15 protein-coding genes are annotated in these 22,521 nt (G+C 70.6%); 5 read left to right on the plus strand and 10 right to left on the minus strand.

Features of this window, described 5'->3' with window-relative positions:
• The first annotated feature begins 248 nt into the window (after positions 1-248).
• Complete coding sequence (pdxY, locus tag C1A38_RS08765; protein WP_013734228.1) at positions 249-1,100, plus strand: pyridoxal kinase PdxY; 852 nt, start codon at positions 249-251, stop codon at positions 1,098-1,100.
• A gap of 135 nt (positions 1,101-1,235) precedes the next feature.
• Here the strand turns inward: pdxY and C1A38_RS08770 are convergent, their stop codons facing one another.
• The 7 genes from C1A38_RS08770 to C1A38_RS08795 all read right to left on the minus strand — a co-directional run bounded on the left by C1A38_RS08770 (position 1,236) and on the right by C1A38_RS08795 (position 9,556).
• The gene (locus C1A38_RS08770; protein WP_233196715.1) at positions 1,236-3,620 is read right to left on the minus strand and encodes a WD40/YVTN/BNR-like repeat-containing protein; all 2,385 of its coding nucleotides are present in this window, start codon (positions 3,618-3,620) and stop codon (positions 1,236-1,238) included.
• Positions 3,621-3,744: 124 nt separating this feature from the next.
• Positions 3,745-4,215 (minus strand): hypothetical protein, encoded by a 471-nt coding sequence (locus tag C1A38_RS08775; RefSeq protein WP_146017486.1) that lies wholly within the window; start codon positions 4,213-4,215, stop codon positions 3,745-3,747.
• Positions 4,216-4,232: 17 nt separating this feature from the next.
• Positions 4,233-5,108: a carbohydrate ABC transporter permease gene (locus C1A38_RS08780; RefSeq protein ID WP_102657338.1), complete on the minus strand. Its 876-nt coding sequence runs from the start codon at positions 5,106-5,108 to the stop codon at positions 4,233-4,235.
• Complete coding sequence (locus C1A38_RS08785) at positions 5,105-6,103, minus strand: ABC transporter ATP-binding protein (protein WP_102657339.1); 999 nt, start codon at positions 6,101-6,103, stop codon at positions 5,105-5,107. Before C1A38_RS08785 ends, C1A38_RS08780 begins: the two co-directional genes overlap by 4 nt.
• Entirely contained in the window at positions 6,100-7,380 is a 1,281-nt protein-coding gene (locus C1A38_RS30730) for an ABC transporter substrate-binding protein (protein WP_146017487.1), read from the minus strand. The genes C1A38_RS08785 and C1A38_RS30730 overlap by 4 nt, the downstream gene beginning before the upstream one ends.
• Positions 7,377-8,210 carry a carbohydrate ABC transporter permease gene (locus tag C1A38_RS30735; RefSeq protein WP_158244867.1) on the minus strand — a complete coding sequence of 278 codons (834 nt, stop codon included), beginning with the start codon at positions 8,208-8,210 and terminating at the stop codon, positions 7,377-7,379. Before C1A38_RS30735 ends, C1A38_RS30730 begins: the two co-directional genes overlap by 4 nt.
• Positions 8,211-8,326: 116 nt before the next feature.
• Complete coding sequence (locus C1A38_RS08795) at positions 8,327-9,556, minus strand: PucR family transcriptional regulator (RefSeq protein WP_102657341.1); 1,230 nt, start codon at positions 9,554-9,556, stop codon at positions 8,327-8,329.
• Between the two features lie 166 nt (positions 9,557-9,722).
• Here C1A38_RS08795 and C1A38_RS08800 point away from each other — a divergent pair, with 166 nt between their 5' ends.
• The 3 genes from C1A38_RS08800 (at position 9,723) to C1A38_RS08810 (ending at position 11,495) form a co-directional block, all read left to right on the plus strand.
• Positions 9,723-10,154, plus strand: coding sequence for a helix-turn-helix transcriptional regulator (locus C1A38_RS08800; RefSeq protein ID WP_353505512.1), 432 nt, complete (start codon positions 9,723-9,725; stop codon positions 10,152-10,154).
• A gap of 41 nt (positions 10,155-10,195) precedes the next feature.
• Positions 10,196-10,627, plus strand: coding sequence for a VOC family protein (locus tag C1A38_RS08805; protein ID WP_102657343.1), 432 nt, complete (start codon positions 10,196-10,198; stop codon positions 10,625-10,627).
• Positions 10,628-10,757: 130 nt separating this feature from the next.
• Positions 10,758-11,495: a maleylpyruvate isomerase family mycothiol-dependent enzyme gene (locus tag C1A38_RS08810; RefSeq protein WP_158244868.1), complete on the plus strand. Its 738-nt coding sequence runs from the start codon at positions 10,758-10,760 to the stop codon at positions 11,493-11,495.
• A gap of 37 nt (positions 11,496-11,532) precedes the next feature.
• Here the strand turns inward: C1A38_RS08810 and C1A38_RS08815 are convergent, their stop codons facing one another.
• From C1A38_RS08815 to C1A38_RS08825, 3 genes are read right to left on the minus strand one after another with little or no spacing between them, the layout of a single operon-like run.
• Positions 11,533-12,081, minus strand: coding sequence for a carboxymuconolactone decarboxylase family protein (locus C1A38_RS08815; RefSeq protein WP_102657345.1), 549 nt, complete (start codon positions 12,079-12,081; stop codon positions 11,533-11,535).
• A 43-nt stretch (positions 12,082-12,124) separates the two neighbouring features.
• Positions 12,125-12,679 carry a carboxymuconolactone decarboxylase family protein gene (locus C1A38_RS08820; protein WP_102657346.1) on the minus strand — a complete coding sequence of 185 codons (555 nt, stop codon included), beginning with the start codon at positions 12,677-12,679 and terminating at the stop codon, positions 12,125-12,127.
• Between the two features lie 39 nt (positions 12,680-12,718).
• The gene (locus tag C1A38_RS08825) at positions 12,719-14,023 is read right to left on the minus strand and encodes a cation:proton antiporter (RefSeq protein WP_158244869.1); all 1,305 of its coding nucleotides are present in this window, start codon (positions 14,021-14,023) and stop codon (positions 12,719-12,721) included.
• A gap of 363 nt (positions 14,024-14,386) precedes the next feature.
• On the opposite strand from C1A38_RS08825, the gene C1A38_RS08830 reads away from it, so the two are divergent.
• The gene (locus tag C1A38_RS08830) at positions 14,387-22,519 is read left to right on the plus strand and encodes a non-ribosomal peptide synthetase (protein WP_102657348.1); all 8,133 of its coding nucleotides are present in this window, start codon (positions 14,387-14,389) and stop codon (positions 22,517-22,519) included.
• Positions 22,520-22,521 lie beyond the last annotated feature (2 nt).

Here is a 22,521-nt window from a genome sequence, read left to right on the forward strand (position 1 = left end):
TCGCCGGTGGCGAGTACACGGTTGACGCGGATCTGTTCCTGCGGACTCCGGCGGACGTCGAGGCTGGTGCGTACACCTCGACGCTGACCCTGTCCCTGTTCGAGTAGGAAACCGACGGTGCGGGCCACCCTGACGGGTGGCCCGCACCCCGGTGCTGCGACACCTGCCGCCAGTGCCGTACGGCCGACGCCGGGCAGCTTCGCCCGGGTCCCGACGCGGCCCGCAGCAGCGCCCGCCATGATGAGACGGTGAAAATCCTGTCCATCCAGTCCTCGGTCGCCTACGGCTACGTCGGCAACTCTGCCGCCGTGTTTCCGCTGCAACGACTCGGGCACGAGGTCTGGCCGGTACTGACCGTGCACTTCTCCAACCACACCGGGTACGGCGCGTGGCGCGGGCCGCTGCTGGCCCCGGCCGACGTCGCCGAGGTGATCGCCGGTATCGCCGACCGGGGCGTCCTCGGTGACGCCGACGCGATTCTCTCCGGCTACCAGGGCGACCCGGCGATGGGCGCGGTGATCCTCGACGCGGTGAGCCTGGTCAAGACCGCCAACCCGGACGCCGTCTACTGCTGCGACCCGGTCATGGGCGACGTGGGCCGGGGCATGTTCGTCCGGCCGGGCATCCCCGAGTACCTGCGCGACGTGGTGGTGCCCCGAGCCGACATCGTCACCCCGAACCAGTTCGAGCTGGAGTTCCTCGCCGGCCGCCGGACCGACTCGGTGGTGGATCTGCTGGCCGCCGTCGACATCGTCCGGGCGAGCGGGCCACGGCACGTCCTGGTCACCAGCGTGCTGCACGGTGCCGTACCGGCGGGATCGCTGGACGTGGTGGCGGTCTCCGACGAGGGCGCCTGGGCGGTGACCACCCCGCTGCTGCCGATCAACCCGAACGGCGGCGGCGACGTCACCGCCGCGCTCTACCTCGCGCACCTTCGGATCAGCGGCTCGCCGGCCATCGCGCTGGAACGGACCACCGCCTCGATCTTCGCCGTGCTGGAGGCGACCCTGGCCGCCGGCACCCGCGAACTCCAGCTGATCGCCGCCCAGGAGGCGATCGCCCACCCGCCGAACCGGTTCCCGGCCCGCCGCCTGCGTTAGCTGCTCAGGCCGGAGGCCACCGCCCCGGGCTGGGGAGGTGGCCTCCGGATTGTTCGAGCGGTCCGACCGCCACCGCCCCGTGACCAGCCGATTGGTGATCACCTCGGCGGGCCGGTGCGGTGGCGGCCGATCAGGCTAGCGGCAGGAGTTCAGTACGCCCACCACGCCGACACCCGGGTTCTTCAGCGGCAGCTTGGTCGACGAGGCCGGGCAGCTCGGCACGGACACGTCGTAGATGCCGCGGCCGAACGTGGCGGCGGTCAGCTGCCGGCTCGGCTCGTGGTAACGCAGGTACATCACCGGAGCCTGCGGCAGGTTCTTGCCGAGCGCGGCCCACTCCCCGCCGTTCCAGGCGGAGAGGAAGACGCCGACGTCGGTGCCGACCATCAGCAGACCGTCGGAGGTCGGGACGATCGAGTTGACCGGAGCGTCGGGCAGGCCCTGCCCGATGTTGCTCCAGGTCTGCCCACCGTCGCGGGTCATCAGCACGTGCGCCCGGCTGCTGCCCGAACGGAAGGCGGAGAAGGTCGCGTACGCGATCTTGGCGTCCTTCGGGTTGACCGCGATCCGGGTGACCCAGGTGCCCGGCAACTGCGCCGAGTTCACCTCGTTCCAGGTGGCGCCGAGGTCACGGGTCCACCAGACCTTGCCGTCGTCGGTGCCCACGTAGAGGGTGTTGCTGTCGCTGGGCGCGACGGCGACAGTGGTGATCGTGCCCCACGGGTAGCCGGACGGGTCGTTCGGGCCACCGTTGGTCAGGTCAGGGCTGATCGGGGTCCAGGTACGACCGTTGTCCGTCGACCGGTTGAGGATGTTGCCGGCGTAGTACATGACGTTCGGGTCGTTCGGGTCGAACAGCAGCGGGGTCAGCCAGTTACGCCGCTGCGAGGTGGTCTGGCCGGTACCGATGGTCTGCCGCGGCGTGCCACCGGCGTTCTCCGACCGGTAGCAGGAACCGTACTGGCTGCACCCGAAGACGATGTTCGGGTTCTCCGGGTGGATGATGGTCTGCAGACCGTCACCACAGCCGATGGCCTCCCACGGGCCGAGGCGGCCGTTGTAGCCGCGGTTGCAGCCGTTGTCCTGGGCGCCGGCGACCTTCAGGCTCGGGTCGGTCTCCGCCACGTCGACGGTGTAGAACTGGGTGTACCGCTCGTCGGTGGCCTTCACCCAGCCGGCCGCGCCGTTCTGCTCCGAGCGGTAGACGCCGCCGTCGTTGCCGAGGTAGACCCGGCCCGGCACCTTCGGGTCCCAGCGCATGACGTGCTGGTCGGCGTGCGGACCGCGCACCGAGGAGAAGCTCTGCGCGCCGTTGGTGGAGCGCATCAGGTTGACACCCATCAGGAACAGGTGGTCGGCGTCGGCCGGGTCGACCCAGATCTTGCCGAACCACCAGCTGAAGGTCGACTGCGAGGCCTGGTTCGCGTTGACCGGCATCAGCGTCCAGCTGTCACCGCCGTTGTCGGAGCGGTAGAACGCCCGGAACGGGCCGATGGCGGTGCCCACGTACGCGTAGAGGCGCTGCGGGTTGTTCGCCGCGACGGCCAGGCCCCAGCGGCCCTGGTCGGCGTCGGTGGGCAGACCGTTGGTCATCCGCTGCCAGGTCTCACCGCCGTCGTTCGAGCGCCAGAGGCTGGAACCGGGGCCACCGTAGGTGCGCTGGTGCGGCTCGCGCAGGTGGTCCCACATCGCCGCGTACACCCGGTTGGGGTTGCTCGGGTCGATGATCACCTCGGTGGCGCCGGTGGTGTCGTTCAGCGGGGCGAGCACCTGACGCCAGTTGTCACCGCCGTCCTCGCTGAGGTAGACGCCGCGCTCGCCGCCGGGAATGAACAGGTTGCCGCTGGCCGCCGCGAAGATCCGGTCCTCGTTGGTCGGGTCGATCGCGAGCCGGCCGATGGCGTGGCTGTCGGTCAGACCGACCCGCTCCCAGGAGCCCCCGCGGTCGGTGGAGCGGTAGATGCCGTCACCACCGAAGGTGATGGAACCACCGCCCGGCTGGGCCTCACCGGTGCCGGCGAACAGGACGCCTTCGCTGGTCATGGCCAGCGCACCGATGGGCTGGGACCAGCTGTCCGGCCAGACCGGGGTGAAGGTGTCACCGGCATCGCTGGACTTCCACACACCACCGGAGGCGGCGGCGATGAACAGCTGGTCCGGCACCTGCGGGTCGACCACGAGGTCGGGGACCCGGCCACCGATGTTCAGCGGACCGAAGAAGTCCCACTCCTGGTTGCCGAGCTTGCGGTAGCTGTTCTTGGTGCGGACGGCGAGCTGGTTGGCCTGGCTCCGGGCGTTGGCGTACTGGGTGACCGACAGGCTGGTGCTGCCGTCACTCAACCGCTGGGCGGTCATCCACTCGTCCGGCATCTCCATGGGGCCGGTCGGCAGGTTGGTGGCCAGCGACGGTTCAGCAGCGGGGGGTGGGCTGGACGACGCGGCCAACGCGACCGTGGCGAGCAGCCCGACCACAGCTGTCGCCGCCAGTCCGCGATAGTGCCTCGCGAACGTGAGTTTCATGGGGGTCTCTCCTGATCCGGACACGAACGGTCCTTGCTGCGCACGCTAGATCGCTGGTCGGTGCACGTCACCGATCAACTGTCGAGGAAACCCCCGGTCTGGTTAGGACAATTGTCGAGGCGGGTCATCCGCCGCTGCGGAACTCGGGCAGACCGGCGTCCTCGGAATCGGGTCCCACCACGACGGTCAGGCTGGAGCCGTCAGCACACAGCGCCGAGGCACGCAGGTACATGCGCCGCGCCTCGGTCCGGGCCAACACCTCGGTCTCGAAGATCTCGTCCTCCACGCGCAGCACATCGATGTCCGTGCGCTGCTCATAGTGTGCGCGAACGTCCAGTGGAGACATCCGCAGGGTCGCCTCAACCGTGGTCAGCACGCCCTGCTGCACGACGGCGGTGACCCGGGAACCCTCCGGCAGGGCCAGACCCGGCACCTCGGCCTCGACCTCCGGATCGTCCATCGGCACCCGGTCACAGCTGGGCAGATTCGCCAACAGGTCGCGTCCGCCGCCGGGTGACGGTGCCGCCGAGCCGCCACCACAGGCGGCCAACAGCGGGAGGACGACGACGGTGGCGACCAGTACCCGCAATCTCATCGCAGCAGGATGCCAGCTCATCGCAGCACCCGCCAGCGTCGTACGGCAAGCAGCAACACGATGATGATCACGGCAGTGATCAGCATCAACAGGATGGTGACGAGGGAACCGTACGCGAAGCCGGAGAACTCGAAGACCTGGTCGAAGATGTACACCGGCAGGTACAGCGTGGCGTTTGCGGGTCGGCCGTCGGTGAGCACGTACGCGGGCACGAAGTTGACCTGGAGGGTGAGGATGATGTCCCGTACCGCCAGCAGCACCAGCACCGGGGCGAGCAACGGCAGGGTGAGCCGGCGCAACTGTCCGAACGGTCCGCAGCCCTCCAACGCCGCCGCCTCGTACAGCCGTCCGTTGAGCAGCCGGCGGGCGGCGAGCACCACCACGAAGCCCTCACCGATGGGGAAGGCCAGCATCAACACCACCCCGATGCGGGCCGTGGTCGGGTCGGCGAGCCAGTTGTAGCCCTGGTGACCGAACAGCCCGAGAAGCTGGTTCAGTGGCCCGTACAGCGGGTTGAGCACCCACAGGAACAGCACCGCCAGAGCCACGTCGGGGATGACGGTGGGCAGGTAGACGGCGGTGCGGAACCAGCGGCCACCCGGGCGGGGGGCGGCGAGCAGCAGACCGAGCCCCACCGCGGCGACGAACCGTACCGGCACGGCGAGCGCCACGTGGAACAGGGAGGCTTCCATGCTGTCGAGCAGGAACCGGTCGTCGAGCATCCGACGGATGTTGTCCAGCCCGATGAACTGCGGGTCCCGGGTCAGGCCGGTGTGGTCGGTGAACGCGTACCCGAGGTTGAGCAGTGCCGGCACCGCGACCAGCAGCGCCACCGCGATGGCGTACGGGGCGAGGAACGCCCAGCCGGTCAGGGGCCGCCGGGGACGGCTCATCGCCGTCGGCCGGTGGTCGCGTCGAACCGGTGCAGCCGATCGGCGCGCAGCCGCACCTCGTCTCCGCCAGCCACGCCGGGGCGAGGGCCGGTGCGCACGATCAGCCGGGTGCCGTCCGGGCAGCGGGTCGACAGGTTCGCCTCGCTGCCCAGCGACTCCACCGCCTCGACGGTGGCGGTGACCGGCCCGGCGTCGTCGAGGGCCAGATCCTCCGGCCGTACGCCGATGGTCAGGGTGGCGTCGCCGCCGAGCACTCCGCCGCCGGGTACCAGGTTCATCGGCGGGCTGCCGAGGAATCCGGCGACGAAGGTGTCGGCGGGCTCGTCGTACACCTGCTGGGGTGGGCCGACCTGGCGGATCTGCCCGTCGGCGAGCACCACCACCCGGTCGCCGAGGGTCATCGCCTCGTGCTGGTCGTGGGTGACGTGGATGGTGGTGGTGCGCAGTTCCCGGTGCAGGGCCAGCAGGTCGGTGCGGGTGGCGAAGCGCAGCGGACCGTCCAGGCTGGCCAGTGGCTCGTCGAGCAGGTAGACGCTCGGGTCGCGCAACAACGCCCGGGCCAGCGCCACCCGTTGACGCTGGCCGCCGGACATCTGGTCGGGGTAGCGGTCCAGCAGGTCGTCGATGCCGAGCCGCTGCGCGGCGACCCGGGCCCGCTGCTCCGCCTCGGCCCGGCGCACCTTGCGCACCCGCAGCCCGAAGGTGAGGTTGCCCAGCACGGTCAGGTGCGGAAAGAGCGCGTAGTCCTGGAAGACCATGGCCACCGCCCGCCGGGGCGGCGGGACCGTGGCGACGTCGACGTCGTCGACCAGGATCCGGCCGCTGTCGGGCCGGTCCAGGCCGGCGATCAGCCGCAGGATTGTCGACTTGCCGGACCCGGAGGGGCCGACCAGGGTGATCAACTCCCCGGCCGCCACCTCCAGGTCCACGCGATCGACGGCGGGTTTGCCGCCGTACGAGCGGGTCAGGGCCTCCAGTCGGATGACGCCTCTCACTTGCCCACCGAGAACAGTGGACGGACCCGATCCTCCAGTTGGCGCAGCCCGTCCTCGCGGTCGATGCGGCCGTAGAAGACCTCGGCCAGCAGGCTGTTGCCCTCCTTCTCCACCCGCGACCAGCTGCCGGTACGGGGGGTGGCCCGCAGGTACGGTTCCGCGTCGAGGAACACCTGCGAGGACCGGGGCGCCTTGGTCGGGTCGAGGAAGGCGGGGGAGTTCGCCACCTCCAGCCGCGACGGCACCGTACGACCCGACTCGGCGAGGGTGCGCTGCCCGGCGTCGCCCATCGCGTACTCGATGAAGCGCCACGCCGGGCGGTGGTCGGCCAGGCCGGCGCTCATGCAGTACGCGTCGCTGTGCAGGATCGACGCCGGCTTCCCGCCCGGTGCCACCGGCAGCGGTGCGACGTCCCAGGTGAAGTCGGTGATGGTGCGCAGGGTGGGCACGGCGACCCGGCTGTTGAGGTACATGCCGAGGGTGCCGCGCAGGAACCGGGCCTCACTGGACTCGCTCTGCTCCTCGGCGTCCGGCGGCACCACACCGTGGCGCGACTGGAGGTCGAGGAACCAGTCGACGGCCGCCCGGGAGGACGGGTTGTCGGTGAGGGTCAGCCGGTTCGGCTTGTCCGGATCGTCGACCAGCTCACCACCGTTGGACCAGACGAACGGGGCGAGCCGGGGCAGCGACGGGTCGACACCGACGCCGTAGCGGCCGTCGCGGGTCAACGCCTTCGCCGCGGCGAGGAAGTCGTCCCAGGTCCAACCCGCGGTCGGGGCGGGAATGCCGGCGGCGGTGAACAGGTCGACGTTGTAGTAGACGACGAGCGAGGACAGGTTCTGCGGCAGGCAGGTCAACTCCAGACCGTCGAACCGGAACGCGTCAAGGGACCGCGGGCTGAAGTCGCTCTCCCGGATCGCCTCGCTGGAGTCCAGGTACGCCTGCACCGGCTCGATCGCCCCCTGCGCGGCGAACTGCCCGTAGCGGCGGTAGTTGAGCAGGAACACGTCCGGCGGCTGGCCCCCGGCGAACGAGGTGGTCAACCGCGCCATCAGTTCGTCCTGGGTGGCCACGGGGGAGAGGGTGACCGGGATGTCCGGGTGGGCGGAGGTGAAGCCGGCGACCAGGTCCCGGTAGCCGGCGATCTCCTCGGCGTCACCGAACAACACCACGGTGATGCCGCTGTCGTCCGTCGCCTTGTCACCGGACGAGCATCCGGTGCCGACCAGCAGCACCGTCAGCAGGGTGGCGCAGGCGCGCCGCCAGAGGGAGGTCATCGGTTTCCTTTCGAGCGAAGCGCCGCCAGTGGATCGTCGGCCAGCAGGACCCGCTGGGCGAGCAGAAACACAAGTACGCACGGCGCGGTGGCGATCACGCTGCCGGCCATCAGCAGCGGCCAGTCCGTCGGATTGAGCAGCAGCAGGAACCGCAGCCCCAACGGCCAGGTGTAGCGGTCGCCGCTGCTCAGATAGAGCAGCGGGTCGATGAAGTTGGACCAGTGGAAGGTGAAGGCGAGCACCGCCACGGCAAGCGTCGCCGGTTTGACCTGCGGCATCGCCAGCCGCCGCCAGATGGTCAACCACCCGGCGCCCTCCAGCCGGGCGGCCTGCAACTGGCTGTCCGGGATGCCGCCGAAGCTCCAGGCGTACAACAGGATCAGGAACGGGCTGACGGCCAGCGCCGCCGGCGCCAGCAACGGCAGGTACGTGTCGACCGCGCCGAAGAGCCGGAACACCTCGAACCGGGTGGCCCACACGGCGGTGACCGGCACCAGCAGCACGACCAGCAGCGCGAGCAGTGCCCGCCGGCGCGCGGTCCCGGACAACAGCCGCAGCCCGAATCCGGTCAACGCGGCCACCAGCACGGTCAGCGGTACGGCCAGCGCCACCACCAGTGCCGAGTTGGCCAGGTAGCGCGCCAGCGGCACCAGTTCCGGCAGCCGGGTGTACGCGGCGGTGGTGGGATCGGCCGGCCACAGTTCCAGGGTCCGTGGCGGTGGGGAACCGGCCGGTCGCAGCGAGCCGACCAGCATGAACCACAGTGGTGCGACGAAGATCGCCGCGACGATGGCGGGCACGACGAACCGCCCGAGCCATCGCCCGACCACCGCGCCACCCCCTGCTTTCCGGAACCCTCGGCCGAACCTAGGGATCGGCCCGCCATCGGTCATCGGGCACCTGTCGAAGATCTCGAAGGCAGGTTGCTACGTGTGTCGCAGATGGTCTACTCCTCGGGCCGATGCTGCCCGGTCAGCCGGGCCAGCTTGAGCCCCAGATGCAGGCAGAGCCGCTCGTCGCCGTCCTTGAGGTCGGTGCCAGCGAGTTCCTCGATCCGTTGCAGTCGGTAGTAGAGGGTGGTGCGGTGCAGCCGCAGCCGGGCGGCCGTGGCGTGCGCGTTGCCGGCCTGGTCCAGGTACCGCTCAAGTGTGGTCAGCAGGACCTGACTGCCCGGGGTGGCCAGCAGTCGGGCCAGCCCGGGATGCACGTCGGCCACCGTGAGCTGCTGGTCGCCGAGTCGGGCCAGCGCCCGGTAGCTGCCCAGACCGGACCAGAAGACGACCCGGCCCAGCGCCGGCAGTTGCGCACCGACCCGTGCCGCGTGCAGGGCCTCGACGTACGACTCGGCGGCGTCGGCCAGCCGCGCCCGCGTCTGACCGACACCGACCACCGTACGTTCCACCGAGCCGAGCGCGCGGGTGACGTGTTGCAGGTCCTCGTCGAGTTGACGGGCGGCCGCCTCGGGAGCGGGTCGTCCGGCGACCGGCTCGGCCGGTAGCAGCAGCACGCCGTGGTCGTGGCGGATCAGATGCAGGGCCTCCCTGATGCCGGCCCGTCGGCGGGCGGCCACCAGCGCCTGTTCCAGCGCGATCCGGGCCAACTCGTCCGGCTGCCGCTGCGCGGGTGCGACAAGCCGTGCCACAAGCGCCGTCCGGGGCCCGTCGGCGGCGATCATCCCCGCCTCCAGCAGGGCGCGGGCCGCCTGATCGCGGGTCTCCGGGCTGTCGGCGAGCAGCGTACGGGCCGCCTCGGTCTCCCGTTGCGCAGCCAGTTCGCCGAGCAGGTTTTCCCGGTACAGGGCCAGGGAGAGTTCCTTGAGCAGCCCGGTGGCGGTCAGGTCCACGTCGGTCATGGTGCCGTCGGGGTCGATGAACCAGACGTAGCCGAGCAGCAGTTCGTGGTGCCGTACCGGCACGCACAAACGGGGCAGCATGCCCAGGTCCGGTCGAGCCGGAGTGCGTACCGGCCCGCGTGCGTCGGCCAGGCCGAGGTCACGTACCCAGGCGACGACCTCCGGGCTGCTCTGCCGGCGCAGGATCGAGGCCCGGCGGACCTCGTCGGTCAGTCCGTTCTGCTCGCTGTACACGACGACCCGTTGCCGACGGTCCTCGATCAGTGCGGGACGTCCGGCGTGGGCGGCGACGGCGTCGACGATGCGTTGCAGTTCGCCCCGCACCAGCCCCCCTCTCACGTTGTGGATCTCTGGCGGGCGGCAGAACCGCCCCGCGCACCGCCGCCATGATCAGAATCCTGTCTACACCCGGGATAGGCGTACGACCAGGCTGGTTCGTTACAGTCATGCGGATCGTTCTCGCGTTGGCTGTCACATAAACTTGCCCGTGATGAGTCGACCACCGAGCCGGGCTCCCGGTGACCTTCGGGTTCACCTGCGCCGCGCACGCGACCACATGGACCGCCACTACACCGAGGCGCTGGACCTCGCCGCCGTCGCGGCCGTCGCGGGCATCAGCAAATATCACTTCCATCGATTGTTCACCATCACGTACGGGCTCTCGCCGGCCGCGTACCTGTCGCAACGGCGCATCGAACGGGCCCAGGACCTGTTGCGGGCCACAAACCTCACCGTGACCGAGGTCTGCTACGCGGTCGGCTTCGCCAGCCTCGGCTCGTTCAGCAGTCGGTTCCGGGACCTCGTCGGCGAGTCACCCCGCGAGTTCCAGCGCCGCTGGGCGCAGGCCGGCACCCCGCACATCCCGGGCTGTTTCGTGTTCATGTGGGGGTTCGCCGAGCGACGCGGCGACGCCGCAAGCTAGGAGAAGCCGCCCCGGCGCCGACGCGGCCTAGCCTGGCTACCATGATTACGAACGTCTCGCTGACCACCGTTTTCGTCAAGGACATCGACGCCGCCAAGGCGTTCTACATCGACGTGCTCGGCTTCGTCGAACGCACCGACATCACCATCGGCGACGGCTCCTACCGCTGGTGCACCGTCAGCCACCCCGGTCAACCGGAGTTGGAGGTGCACCTGCAACTTCCCGGGCCACCGCTGTCGCCCGAGGTCGCCGAGATGTTCGCCCGGGCGCGCGACGAGGGCAGCCTGTTCGCCCTCGGCCTGGCCGTCGACGACTGCCGCAAGACCTACGACGACCTGCGGGCCAAGGGCGTGGAGTTCCTCCAGGAACCGGCGGACCGTCCGTACGGGGTGGAGGCCGTGGCCCGCGACAACTCCGGCAACTGGCTGGTCCTGGTCGAGCAGAAGGAGTTCAACCCGGCCGACTTCGACTGACCGGCGCACGTCGCGGTCCGCCCCGCCGCCCCGCCCGGCGATCCGTCCCGTCGGGCGGGGTGGGCCGCCACCGGTCAGGACGGCACGCGCGCGGATGCCGAGCGCGGTCGGCCTCAATACGCTGTCCGACATGCGGGTGTTCGACATGATCGTCGACGAGCGGCACCGGGCAGCCGACCTCCTGGACGGGCTGACAGCCGAACAACTCCGCCGGCCGAGCCTGTGTGCGGGCTGGACGGTGCACGACGTCGCCGCTCACCTCACCACCTACCTGCGCTTCGGCCAGTTGAAGATCTACGCCGCGATCGTCACCACCGGCGCCGATTTCGACAGGTTCAACCTCCGGCTGACCCGCCGCGCCGCCCGCCTACCGATCGAGGAGATCGTGGCGACGCTGCGGCGGCACGCCGGCTCCCGCACCACCATCCCGCGCTCCGGCTACGACCCGGTCCTGACCGACGTGCTGCTGCACGACCTGGACATGCGGGTTCCCCTGAACATCGCCCGCGACATCCCGGAGGAACGGCTCCGGGTGGCGTTCCGACACCTGACCGACCAGCCGTCGCCCGGGTACACGATGGGCGACCGGCTGCACGGTCTGCGACTGGAGGCGACCGACACCGGATGGACGCACGGCAGCGGCCCGGTGGTACGCGGTCGCGCCGAAGCCCTGTTGCTCGGCATCGGCGGCCGGCCGTGGGCCTTCGACCAGTTGACGGGCGACGGGCTGGCGCTGCTGCGCACACGGGTGCAGAACCGAACCCGACCGGGGACGATCCGTCGTCTGATGGCACCACTGCGGGTGCTCGCCAGCCCGCCACCACGAGACCGACGCTCCCGCGACGCCGGCGTGCCCAAAGCGCGGTGAGCAGCGCCGTCGACTGACCTGAGCGGACAGTGGAAGCTCAGACGGTGTTGCGGTAGCCGACGCTGATGACCCGGCGGGCCGTCTCTTCGTAGAACTTCGGATCACTCGGGGCGAAGGTGCCGAGACCGTCGACGTACCGGTTGACCATGCAGAAGGCCGCCGCGATCAGGACGGTGTCGTGGATCTCCTCGTCGGTGGCACCCTCGGTGCGGGCCGCCTCGACAAGTTCGGTGGTGACGTCGCGTCCGCTGCGCTGCACCGCCCCGGCGATGTGCAGCAGGGCGCGCAGCTTGGCGGAGATCGGTGCCGTGGCCGGGTCGGCGCGTACCTGGTCGACCAGGGGCATGCCCTCGTCGAGCAGTGCGGCGGCGAACGCCGAGTGCGCCGAGCAGCAGTAGGTGCACTCGTTGAGGCCCGAGACGTACGCGGCGATCAACTCGCGGTCGGCCGTCGGCAGGCTGAGTGGCCCACGCAGCAGGGTCTCCGCCAGTTCCAGCATCGGCTTGCCGGTGACCGGGCGGTACTTCATCGGCCCCCGTACCCCGGGAAACTCGGTCTCGTCCACGCCCAGGTCGATGTGTGCCATGACGTCATGCCCTCATTCGGTCGAGTTGACAGCCCGGTACGGCTCAGCGGTCCAGCACCGGTAGGTAGCCGTGGGTGGCGATCCGTTCGGACGCCTGCGCGTACCACCCTGGGTCGGCCGCCGGTACGGTGCCGAGTCCGTCGACGTACCTGTTGAACATGCAGAAGGCCGCCGCGATCAGGACCGTGTCGTGGATCTCGAGGTCGGTGGCGCCTTCCGTGCGCGCGGCCTCGACCAGGTCGGCGGTGACCTCGCGTCCGCTGACCTGAACGGCGGCGGCGATACGCAGCAGCGCACGCAGCTTCGCGGAGATCGGAGCGCGGTCCGGGTCGGCGTGCACCTGGTCGACCAGGGACATGCCCTCGTCAAGTTGTGCCGCCGCGTAAGCCGAGTGCGCCGAGCAGCAGTAGGTGCACTCGTTGCGGCCGGAGACGTACGCGGCGATCAGTTCCCGTTCCCCCGCGGTGAGGGAGTGTGGTCCGCGCAGCAGCACCTCGACCAGGTCGAGCAACGGTCGGCCGGTCTCGGGTCGGAAGCGCAACGGCCCACGGACGCCGGGGAACTCGGACTCCTGCACCCCTAGATCGATGTGTGCGATGGTGTCACGCTCCTTGACGTCGAAGATGATCCATAGAACTTAGTGAATTGCCTTCGTTCCCTCAAGGGGCTGGCTGTCCTCTGTCGGAATCCCTCCACTGCGGACCTTGCGGTGCTGGCGGCGGTCGACCAGCCGCAGCGACCAGCCCGTCATGGCGGTGGTGACCAGGGCCATCACGACGAGCGCGAGGTACAGCTGCCCGGTCACGATGCCGGCGGCGTGTCCGGCTTGCAGCAGCGCGATCTCGGTGAGGCCGCGGGCGTTGAGCAGCACCCCGATCCGCTGCGCGGTGTGTGGCGTCTCGCCGGCCAGGCGGGCGCCGACGTAGCTGCCGACGGTCTTGCCGATCACGGCGAGAGCGGTCGCCACGGTGATCGCCAACCACGGTACGGCCGTGGCCCCGGTGGACCAGACGGTGAGGCCGGTGGCGACGAAGAACGCCGGCAGCAGCGCGGTGCCGAGACGGTTGATCCGGGTGACAGCGGCCGCCGCCCAGGATTGCTTCGCCGGCAGGCACAGCCCGACGAGGAAGGCACCGGAGATCGCGGTCAGTCCGCCGGACTCGGTGGCGTGTGCGGCGACCAGGGCGACCACGGCGATCACCGCGGCGACGGGGTAGGGGTGTCGGACGAGCGCCGAAGGCACGGTACGGGCGGCGAGCAGACGGCGGAGCAGGAGCGAGGCGCCGAGCCCGCCGACGAGCACCAGGATGGCGGTCAGCGCCGCATGGGTGCCGGTGCCGGCGAGGCCGACTGCCGTTCCGAGCAGCAGCCAGGCGATCGCGTCGACGACCACTGCGGAGGACAGGGACAGTCTGGCGGCGCGGGTGCCGCTCAGGCGGTGGTCGGCGATGATGCGGGCGAGGACGGGCACCGCCGAGACGGTGAGCGCGATGGTGATGAAGATGAGGAACGCCGGTCGGGGAGCGCTGCCGCGCAGGTCCGGGTCGTTCTGCCAGAGCAGCCACCCGGCCAGTGCGGCGCCGGCCGCCAGCGACGGGAACAGCGTCCCGGCCGTCACCCAGGCGATCACCCGACCCCGCAGGGACACTGTGGAGGCGGTGAGTTCGGTGGCGGTGGCGACGAGGAAGAGGACGAGGCCGACGTGACCGCAGAGGTACAGGACGGTCAGGACGTCGGCGGGAAGTAGGGCCTGGCGGGCGTCTTCGCCGCCGAGCGTCAGGATGAGCGGGCCTGCGAGCAGTCCCAGCGTGATCTCTCCGACCACCCCCGGTTGGCCGACGAACCGGGCGAGCCGGCGGAAGAGGTGGGCGGCGGTGAGGACGATGGTGAGCGCAGCGACGCTGTGCAGCCCGCTGATCGTGTAGCTGACCGCGCCGTTCACAACTGTGACATCTGCGGGGCGGTCGGACCCGACGGGCGGGTGCCGCTCCGGGGCTCGTGCGGGCCGTTGGAACACGGCCCGCACGGCACCGGATGGGTGGGTTTACCAGGGCCAGTCGATGAGGTGAGGGGTAAGCACCGGACAACCTCCCAACCGTGTGTTGGCGATCCACTACCTGATGCATCGTTACTGATCGCCGTAACTCTTGTAAATATGAACCGGGTGGGATTCTCGTCAAACCTTGTCCTGTGGGGGGTGCGCGTCCCGGATGGAGGGTCGAGGGGGATTCGTTGACGCTGCATGCAGTTGACATTACTGTAGTCACGGCTTGAAGACTACAGTCATGCAACAGGCGGGGTGGTTATGGATAGCTTCGGCGATCGGGTCCGTTCACTTCCGGCTGACGAGCGGGACAAGGTGCTCAGGAGGCTCACCGGCAGCCTCGCCGAACCGGAGCAGGACCTGATCAGGCGACGTCCTGACGGCACCCACCCGCTGCCGCTGTCCTACCTGCAGGAGCACCTCTGGTTCCTGGACCGGCTGAACCCGGGAACCAGCACCTACAACCTCGGGGCCACCTTCCGGCTACGCGGACGCGTGGAAATCGGCGCACTCTGCGCCAGCCTGCACGACCTCGTCACCCGGCACGAGGCACTGCGCACCACGGTCGTCGACCAGGACGGGCGGCCGGTCCAGGTGGTCCACGACGCGGGGGCCGCTGTGACCGTCGTCGACCTGTCCCGTACTCCGGAGGCCGAACGCGACAGCACAGTTGCCCGCTGGGCCCGCGAGGCCGTCGACCGGCCCTTCGACCTTGACCGGGAGGCCCTGTTCCGCGCCACGATCGCCGTCCTCGGCCCGCAGGACTACCTGCTCGCCCTCACCATGCACCACATCTGCGTCGACGGCTGGTCGTCACAGACCCTGCTCGCCGAGTTGACCGAGCTGTACCGGGCCGCGGTGACCGGTACCGAACCGGCGCTGGGCGTACCGCAGGTGCACTACCCCGACTTCGCGGTCTGGCAGCGCAGCCGAGGCGACGAGATGCTGACCGGGCAGCTGGACTACTGGCAGCGGACGCTGCGGGACCTGCCGACGTTGGCGATGCCCACCGACTTCCCCCGGCCGGTCGTACCCTCCGACCGCAGCGAGAGCGTGACGACGGTCCTTCGCGGCGCGGTGGTACCGGCCCTGCGCGAGCTGTCCCGTCGGCGCGGAGCGACGCTGTTCATGACCCTCGTCGCGGCCTTCGACGCGGTCCTGTCCCGCTACACCGGTCAGGACGACATCGTCATCGGCACCACCACCACCGGCCGACACCGCCCCCAGCTGCCGAAGATGATCGGTCACTTCGTGAACATGGTCGTGCTCCGCACCGATCTCGGCGGCAACCCCACCTTCGACGAACTGCTCGACCGGGTACAGCAGACAGTGCTGGGTGCCTGGCGCAATCAGGACGTACCGTTCGAGAAGGTCGTCGCCGCGGTGCGTCCGGAACGGGAAGCCGGGCGCAACCCGCTGTTCCAGGTGGGGTTGCAGCTACTGCCCGGTGCAGCCGCCGGTGCCGCGCTGGACCTGCCCGAGGTGAGCGCCGCACTCGTCGACGCCGGACTGGACCGGCATCCGTTCGACCTGTCCCTGACCGTCCAGGAGGACGAAGAGGCGCTGCACATCACCGCCGACTTCCGCACCGACCTGTTCGCCGTACCCCGCATCGAACGACTCGTGGGGCACCTGTGCACCGTGCTGGAGGCGGTGGCGGCGAACAGCGGCACCGTACTGGGCGAACTGCCGATACTCACCCCGATCGAACGTGAGCGGGTCCTGGAGGCCTGGCAGGGGGCCCGCCGGCCGTACCTGCGTGAACCGGTGCACCGACAGATCGCCGCCCAGGCCGCGCGTACGCCCCGCACCGTCGCCCTGCGCCACGGCGACGAGCAACTCACCTACCGTGGGTTGATCGAGCGGGCCGACCGCCTCGCCGGGTACCTGCGGGGTCGCGGAGTCGGACACGAGGACATCGTCGGGGTCGCCCTGGAACGTGGCATCGACACCGTCGTCGCCTTCCTCGCCACGATGAACGCGGGCGCCGCGTTCCTCCCACTGGATCTCGCCCACCCCCGCAACCGGCTCGCCTACCAGCTCGACGACGCGGGCGCCAAGGTGGTGATCAGCCACTCCCGGGTACGGGACCGGCTTCCGGACAGCACCGGCTGGGAGCCGGTCTGGTTGGATCTCGACGCCGCCGCGATCGCCGCCGCGCCGACACCTGCTGAACCGTCGCCAGTCACCGAGTCGTCGCTTGTCTACGTCCTCTACACCTCCGGTTCGACCGGACGGCCCAAGGGCGTGCTGATCGAGCACCGCGCGCTGTCCAACTTCGTCTCCTGGATGACCGGGGTGTTCGAACTCGGACCTGGCGACCAGATGTTGCAGTACGCCGCGGTCAACTTCGACCTCGCCGAGGGGGAGATCTTCTCCGCGCTCACCTCCGGAGCGACCCTGGTGCTCGCGCCGGAGCAGCTGCGCAGCGACCCCGGTTCGCTGTCCGGGGTGATCGAGGCCGAGGGCATCACCTATCTCGGTGCTCCGCCGGCGGTGCTGAGCCTCATCCCACCGGCGGAGTACCCGCTGCTGCGCAAGATCCTCGTCGGTGGTGAGGCGTTGCCCGGTGACCTGGTGAACCGGTGGCGGGCCCCCGGCCGTCGCTTCGTCAACGGGTACGGCCCCACCGAGATCACCATCGGGTGCAGCTACTACGTCTGCGAACACCGGGAATGGCGGGGACAGCCGCCGATCGGTCGGGCCATGCCCAACCGCTTCGTCTACGTGCTCGACCGTTTCGACAAGCCCACCCCGGTCGGGGTGCCCGGCGAGATCACCGTCGGCGGTGTGGGTCTGGCCCGCGGCTACCTCAACGCCCCTGAGCTGACCGCCGCCCGGTTCGTGCCGAACCCGTTCCGTCCCGGTGAGCTGATGTACCGCACCGGAGACCTCGGCATGTGGAGCGAGGCCGGCCAGTTGCAGTTCCTCGGGCGCATCGACACCCAGGTCAAGCTGCGCGGCGTACGGATCGAGCTGACCGAGATCGAGGCCTGTCTCGCCGGCCATCCGGAGGTACGCCAGGCCGCCGTCCTGCTCCGTACGGACCTGCCCGGCGGTCCCCGGCTCGTCGCGTACCTGGTTCCCGGGTCCCGGGTGCCGGGGGAGGCCGAACTACGCGCACACCTGACCCGGGAACTGCCCGCCAGCGTCGTACCCGGCAGCTATGTCGTACTTGACGAACTGCCCCTGACCACGGTGGGGAAGATCGACCAGGCGGCACTGCCCGCGCCGCAGCTCACCGAGGGGCGCGCACCGCGTACCGAGACGGAGCGGGTGCTCTGCGAACTCTTCGCCGAGGTGCTCGGGGTGGACACGGTCACCATCGACGACAGCTTCTTCGACCTGGGCGGGTACTCGCTGCTCGTGGTGCGGCTGGTGAACCGGGTACGCGAACGGCTCGGTGCCGAACTGGAGATCCGGACCATCTTCGACACGCCGACCGTGGCCGGGATGGCGCACACCTTGGACGGCGGCAGCGGCGCGGACGACCAGGACCTCGCGGTACCGACCGAACAGCTGCAGGTCGAGGCACCGACCGAGCAGCCGCAGGTCGAGGCACCGACCGAGCAGCCGCAGGTTGCGGACGTCGGTGCGGTCCCGCCTGGCGAGCCGGGACGCCCGGAGCGGGTGCCGCTCTCCTACGCCCAACGGCGGCTGTGGTTCCTGGCCCAGATGGAAGGCCCCAGCGCCACCTACAACGTGCCGATGGCGTTGCGGCTGACCGGACCGCTGGACCCGGACGCCCTGCAGGTGGCGCTCGACGACGTGGTGAGCCGGCACGAGGTGCTGCGTACCGTCTACCCGCAGTTCGACGGCGAACCGACGCAGCACGTCGTGGCCGACGCCCACGTACCGCTGATCCGCCCGGACGTCACACCGGGACAGCTGCCACAGCTTCTCGCCGACGCCGCCGCAACCGTCTTCGACCTCGCCGTCGACCTGCCGGTCCGCGCGTGGCTGCTGCCCACCGGGCCGCAGGAGCACGTGCTCATGATCGTCCTGCACCACATCGCCAGCGACGGGCTCTCCCTGCTGCCGCTGCTGACCGACCTGGGCACCGCCTACACGGCTCGCCGCGACGGGTCGGCGCCGACCTGGCCGCCCCTGCCGATGCAGTACGCCGACTACACCCTGCGCCAACGGGCGCAGCTCGGCGAGGTCACCGACCCCGACAGCCCGCTGGGTCGCCAGCTCGCCTACTGGAAGCGGACCCTGGCGCAGCTGCCGGCGGCGCTGCAACTGCCCGCCGACCGGCCCCGGCCCCCGGTCGCCAGCTACCGGGGTGACCTGCTCACCTTCCCGATCGACGCCGAGCTGCACGCCCGCCTGCTCGACCTGACCCGACGCCACCGCGTCAGCATGTTCATGCTCTTCCAGGCCGCGTTCGCCGCCCTGCTGACCCGCCTCGGCGCGGGCACCGACATTCCCGTGGGCGCACCCACCGCCGGGCGGGCCGAGGCCGACCTCGACGCCCTCGTCGGCTTCTTCGTCAACACCCTGGTGTTGCGCACCGACACCGCCGGCAACCCCACCTTCGCCGAACTGCTGACCCGGGTACGCGACACCGACCTCGCCGCCTTCGCCCACCAGGATCTGCCCTTCGAGCTGCTCGCCGAGGCGCTCAACCCGCCGCGTGCCGCCGGGCACCACCCCCTGTTCCAGGTGGTGCTCCAGGTCAACAGCGGTGGGGCGGGCGGCCTGCCGCCGCTGGGCGACGTCACCGTCACTGCGGAGCTGGTCGACCTGCACGTGGCCAAGTTCGACCTGGTGCTCGGCGCGGAGGAGAACTACACCGAGGCACGACCCGCCGGCATCCTCGGCTCGTTCGAGTACGCCACCGATCTGTTCGACCGGGACACCGTGGCGCGGTTGGGGGCTCGGCTGGTCCACCTTCTCGACGCGGTCAGCCGCGATCCGGCGCAGCCGCTGGACGCCGTCGACCTGTTCCTGCCGGGCGAACGCGAGCGGGTGCTCGACGCGTTCAACCGCACCGACCGACCCGTACCCGACGCGGTGCTGCCCGATCTGTTCGAGGCGCAGGTGCAGCGCAGCCCCGAGGCCACCGCCGTCGTCGCCGACACGGGTGCCGTCAGCTACGCGACGCTCGACGAGGCGGCGAACCGGCTCGCGCATCACCTCCTCTCCCACGGGGTCACGCCCGGGGCGATCGTCGCGGTCGCGATCCCCCGGCGGGTCGAGCTGATCGTCGCCCTCTACGCCGTGCACAAGGCCGGTGCGGCGTACCTGCCGTTGGAAACCGACCACCCGGCGGAGCGACTGCGGTACGCGGTACGGCACAGTCGACCGACCCTCGTGTTGACCACCGGCGACACCGAACTCCCCGACCTCGGCGTACCGGTCGTGGTCCTGGACGATCCCCGGACCCGCACCGAGCTGGCCACCCGGCCCGCCACCCGGCCGGCGCGCGACCTGCACCCCCGACACCCCGCGTACGTGATCTACACCTCCGGGTCGACCGGGTGGCCGAAGGCGGTCGTCGTGTCACACCACGCGATCGTCAACCGACTCGCCTGGATGCTGCACCACTACCCGCTCGACACCACCGACCGGGTGTTGCAGAAGACCCCGGCCGGGTTCGACGTGTCGGTGCCGGAGTTCTTCGGGCCACACCAGGTGGGTGCCACGCTCGTGCTCGCCGCACCGGGGGAGCAGGCCGACCCCGGTCGCCTCGCCGCGCGCATCCGCGACGACGCGGTCACCGTCGTGCACTTCGTACCGTCGATGCTGCGGACGTTCCTGGCCGAGCCCACCGCGGCGACCTGCACCGGCCTGCGGCGGGTCTTCGTCAGCGGGGAGGAGCTTCCGACTGCGGTCCAGCGGCGCTTCCACCAGCTGTTCGACGCGGAACTGCACAACCTGTACGGGCCCACGGAGGCGGCCGTCGAGGTCAGCGCCTGGCAGTGCCGCCCCGACGACACCGGACCGGTACCGATCGGACGACCGGTCTGGAACACCCGCCTGCACGTCCTCGACGACCAACTGAACCCGCTGCCCATCGGTGTCACCGGCGAGCTGTATCTGGCCGGCCGCCAGCTCGCCGACGGCTACCAGCACCAGCCGGGCCTGACCGCCCAGCGGTTCCTGCCCGACCCGTACGGTCCGCCGGGGTCCCGGATGTACCGCAGTGGTGACCTCGCCCGGTGGCGGGCCGACGGCGCGCTGGAGTTCCTGGGGCGGGTCGACGACCAGATGAAGATCCGTGGCCTGCGGATCGAGCCGCAGGAGGTGGAGGAGGCGCTCGCCCGGCACACCGGCGTGGCGTCCGCCGCGGTCGCTGCCCATCCCGCCCCGGACGGCGGCGCCCAACTCGTCGGTCACCTCGTGCCGGACCCGACGGCGGAGCCGTTGCTGCACCGCCTGGCGGCACTGCGCGCGACCGAGTCACTGCCGTGGCAGACCCTGCCCGACGGCACCGCGGTCGTGGCCCCGGACCGGGCCACCGCTCAGTTCCTGTACCGGGAGCTGTTCGAGGACGGCCCGGTGTCACCGGCACGTCTGGAGCTGCCCGCCGACGCGTGCGTGTTCGACGTCGGCGCACACGTCGGCATGTTCAGCCTCGCCCTGCACCGCGCCCACCCGGATGTGGTGACGTACGCCTTCGAGCCGGTGCCCGCCCTGCACCGGATGCTGGCGGCCAACACCGCCCTGTACGGACTGACGGCGCAGACCTTCGCCCACGGGCTCGGCGACACCGAGGGCGAGGTCGACTTCACCTACTACCCGCACCTGTCGATCATGTCCGGCCGGTACGCCGACACCGCAGCCGACGCCCGCGTCGTCCAGGGGTACGAAGGGGTGTCGGCGGACAGCCCGCACTGGGCTGAGCTGCGCGACGAGCGACTGCGACCGGAACGTGTGACAGTCGCGCTGCGCACCCTGTCCGCCGTCATCGACGAGACCGCCGTGTCGCGCATCGATCTGCTCAAGGTCGACGTCGAACGCAGCGAACTCGACGTGCTGCGCGGAATCCGCGACGAGCACTGGCCGCTGATCCGGCAGGTGCTCGTCGAGACCGACAACGCTGGCGCCGACGAGGTCGGCGACCTGCTGGTCCGGCACGGTTTCGCGGTCACCCGGCACACGCCGGAACTGCTCGCGGGCACCGGGTTGGTCAGCCTGCACGCCGTCCGTCCCGACGATTTGTCGCGGCCAGCGCGGCCGGCGCAGCTCAGGTGTCCCCGTACGGAGGCGGAGTTCGTCGCCGAGGTGCGCGACGAGGCCCGCCACGTGCTACCGGCGCATCTGGTGCCGCAACGCCTCGTCCTGCTCGACCGGCTTCCGCTGTCGGCGAGCGGCAAACTCGACAGGTCCCGGCTGCCCGCACCCGGCCGGGACGGAGGGCGGGGACGAGCACCGCGAACCCGGGACGAGGAGATCGCCTGCGGGATCGTCGCCGAACTGCTGCACCGCGACAAGGTCACCATCGACGACAACTTCTTCGACCTGGGTGGGCACTCCCTGCTGACGGTCCAACTGGTCAACCGGATCGCCGCGGCCACCGGACGGCAGCTCAGCGTCCGGTCGGTGTTCGTCACCCCGACCGTCGCCGGGCTGCTCTCCGACGCCTCCGAGCACGGCGGCCTCGACGTCCTGCTGCCCCTGCGAGCTACAGGTGACCGCGCGCCGCTGTTCTGCGTACACCCGTTCACCGGGCTCAGTTGGGGCTACGCGGGACTCGCCCGGCACCTGGAGTCCGACCGACCGCTGTACGGCCTCCAGTCGCCGCTGCTGACCGATCCGGATTCGGCCGCAGCTGACGTCGCGGCCCTCGCGGAGCTGTACCTCGAACGGATCCGCGCGGTCGCGCCCCAGGGGCCGTACCACCTGCTCGGGTGGTCCTTCGGAGGCCTGGTGGCCCACGAGATCGCGGTCCGGCTGCGGGAGCGGGGCGAGCAGGTCGGCGTGTTGGCACTGCTGGACGCCTACCCGGTGCCGCAGCAGGGCCCGGCGGCCCAGCCGCCCACTCCGGCCGAGGTGCTCGGCGTGCTCACCGGTGACCCCGAGCTTCGCAGCACCGATCCGAGCCTGTCCGTACTGCCCGACGACGAGGAACTCGCCCGGCTGGTACGGGAGGCGAACCCGGCGCTGGCACAGTTGCGGACCGCGGAGATCGCCGGGATCGCCCGCGCCGCCGCCGGGCACGTCGAGGCGATGCGCCACCACCTGCCCCGCCGGTACGACGGCGACCTGCTCTTCGTCACCGCCACCGAGGACCGGCCCGAGCAGGCGCCCACCGCGGACGTGTGGGAGCCGTACGTGGGCGGTCAGGTGACCCGGGTCGACGTGGCGGCGAACCACTGGTCGATGACCGAACCCGCGCCGCTCGCGCGCATCGGGGCGGCGCTGCGGCAGCGACTGGACGAGGTGTAGCG

The organism is Verrucosispora sp. ts21 (assembly GCF_002879555.1).
In the GTDB taxonomy this organism is placed as follows: domain Bacteria; phylum Actinomycetota; class Actinomycetes; order Mycobacteriales; family Micromonosporaceae; genus Micromonospora; species Micromonospora gifhornensis.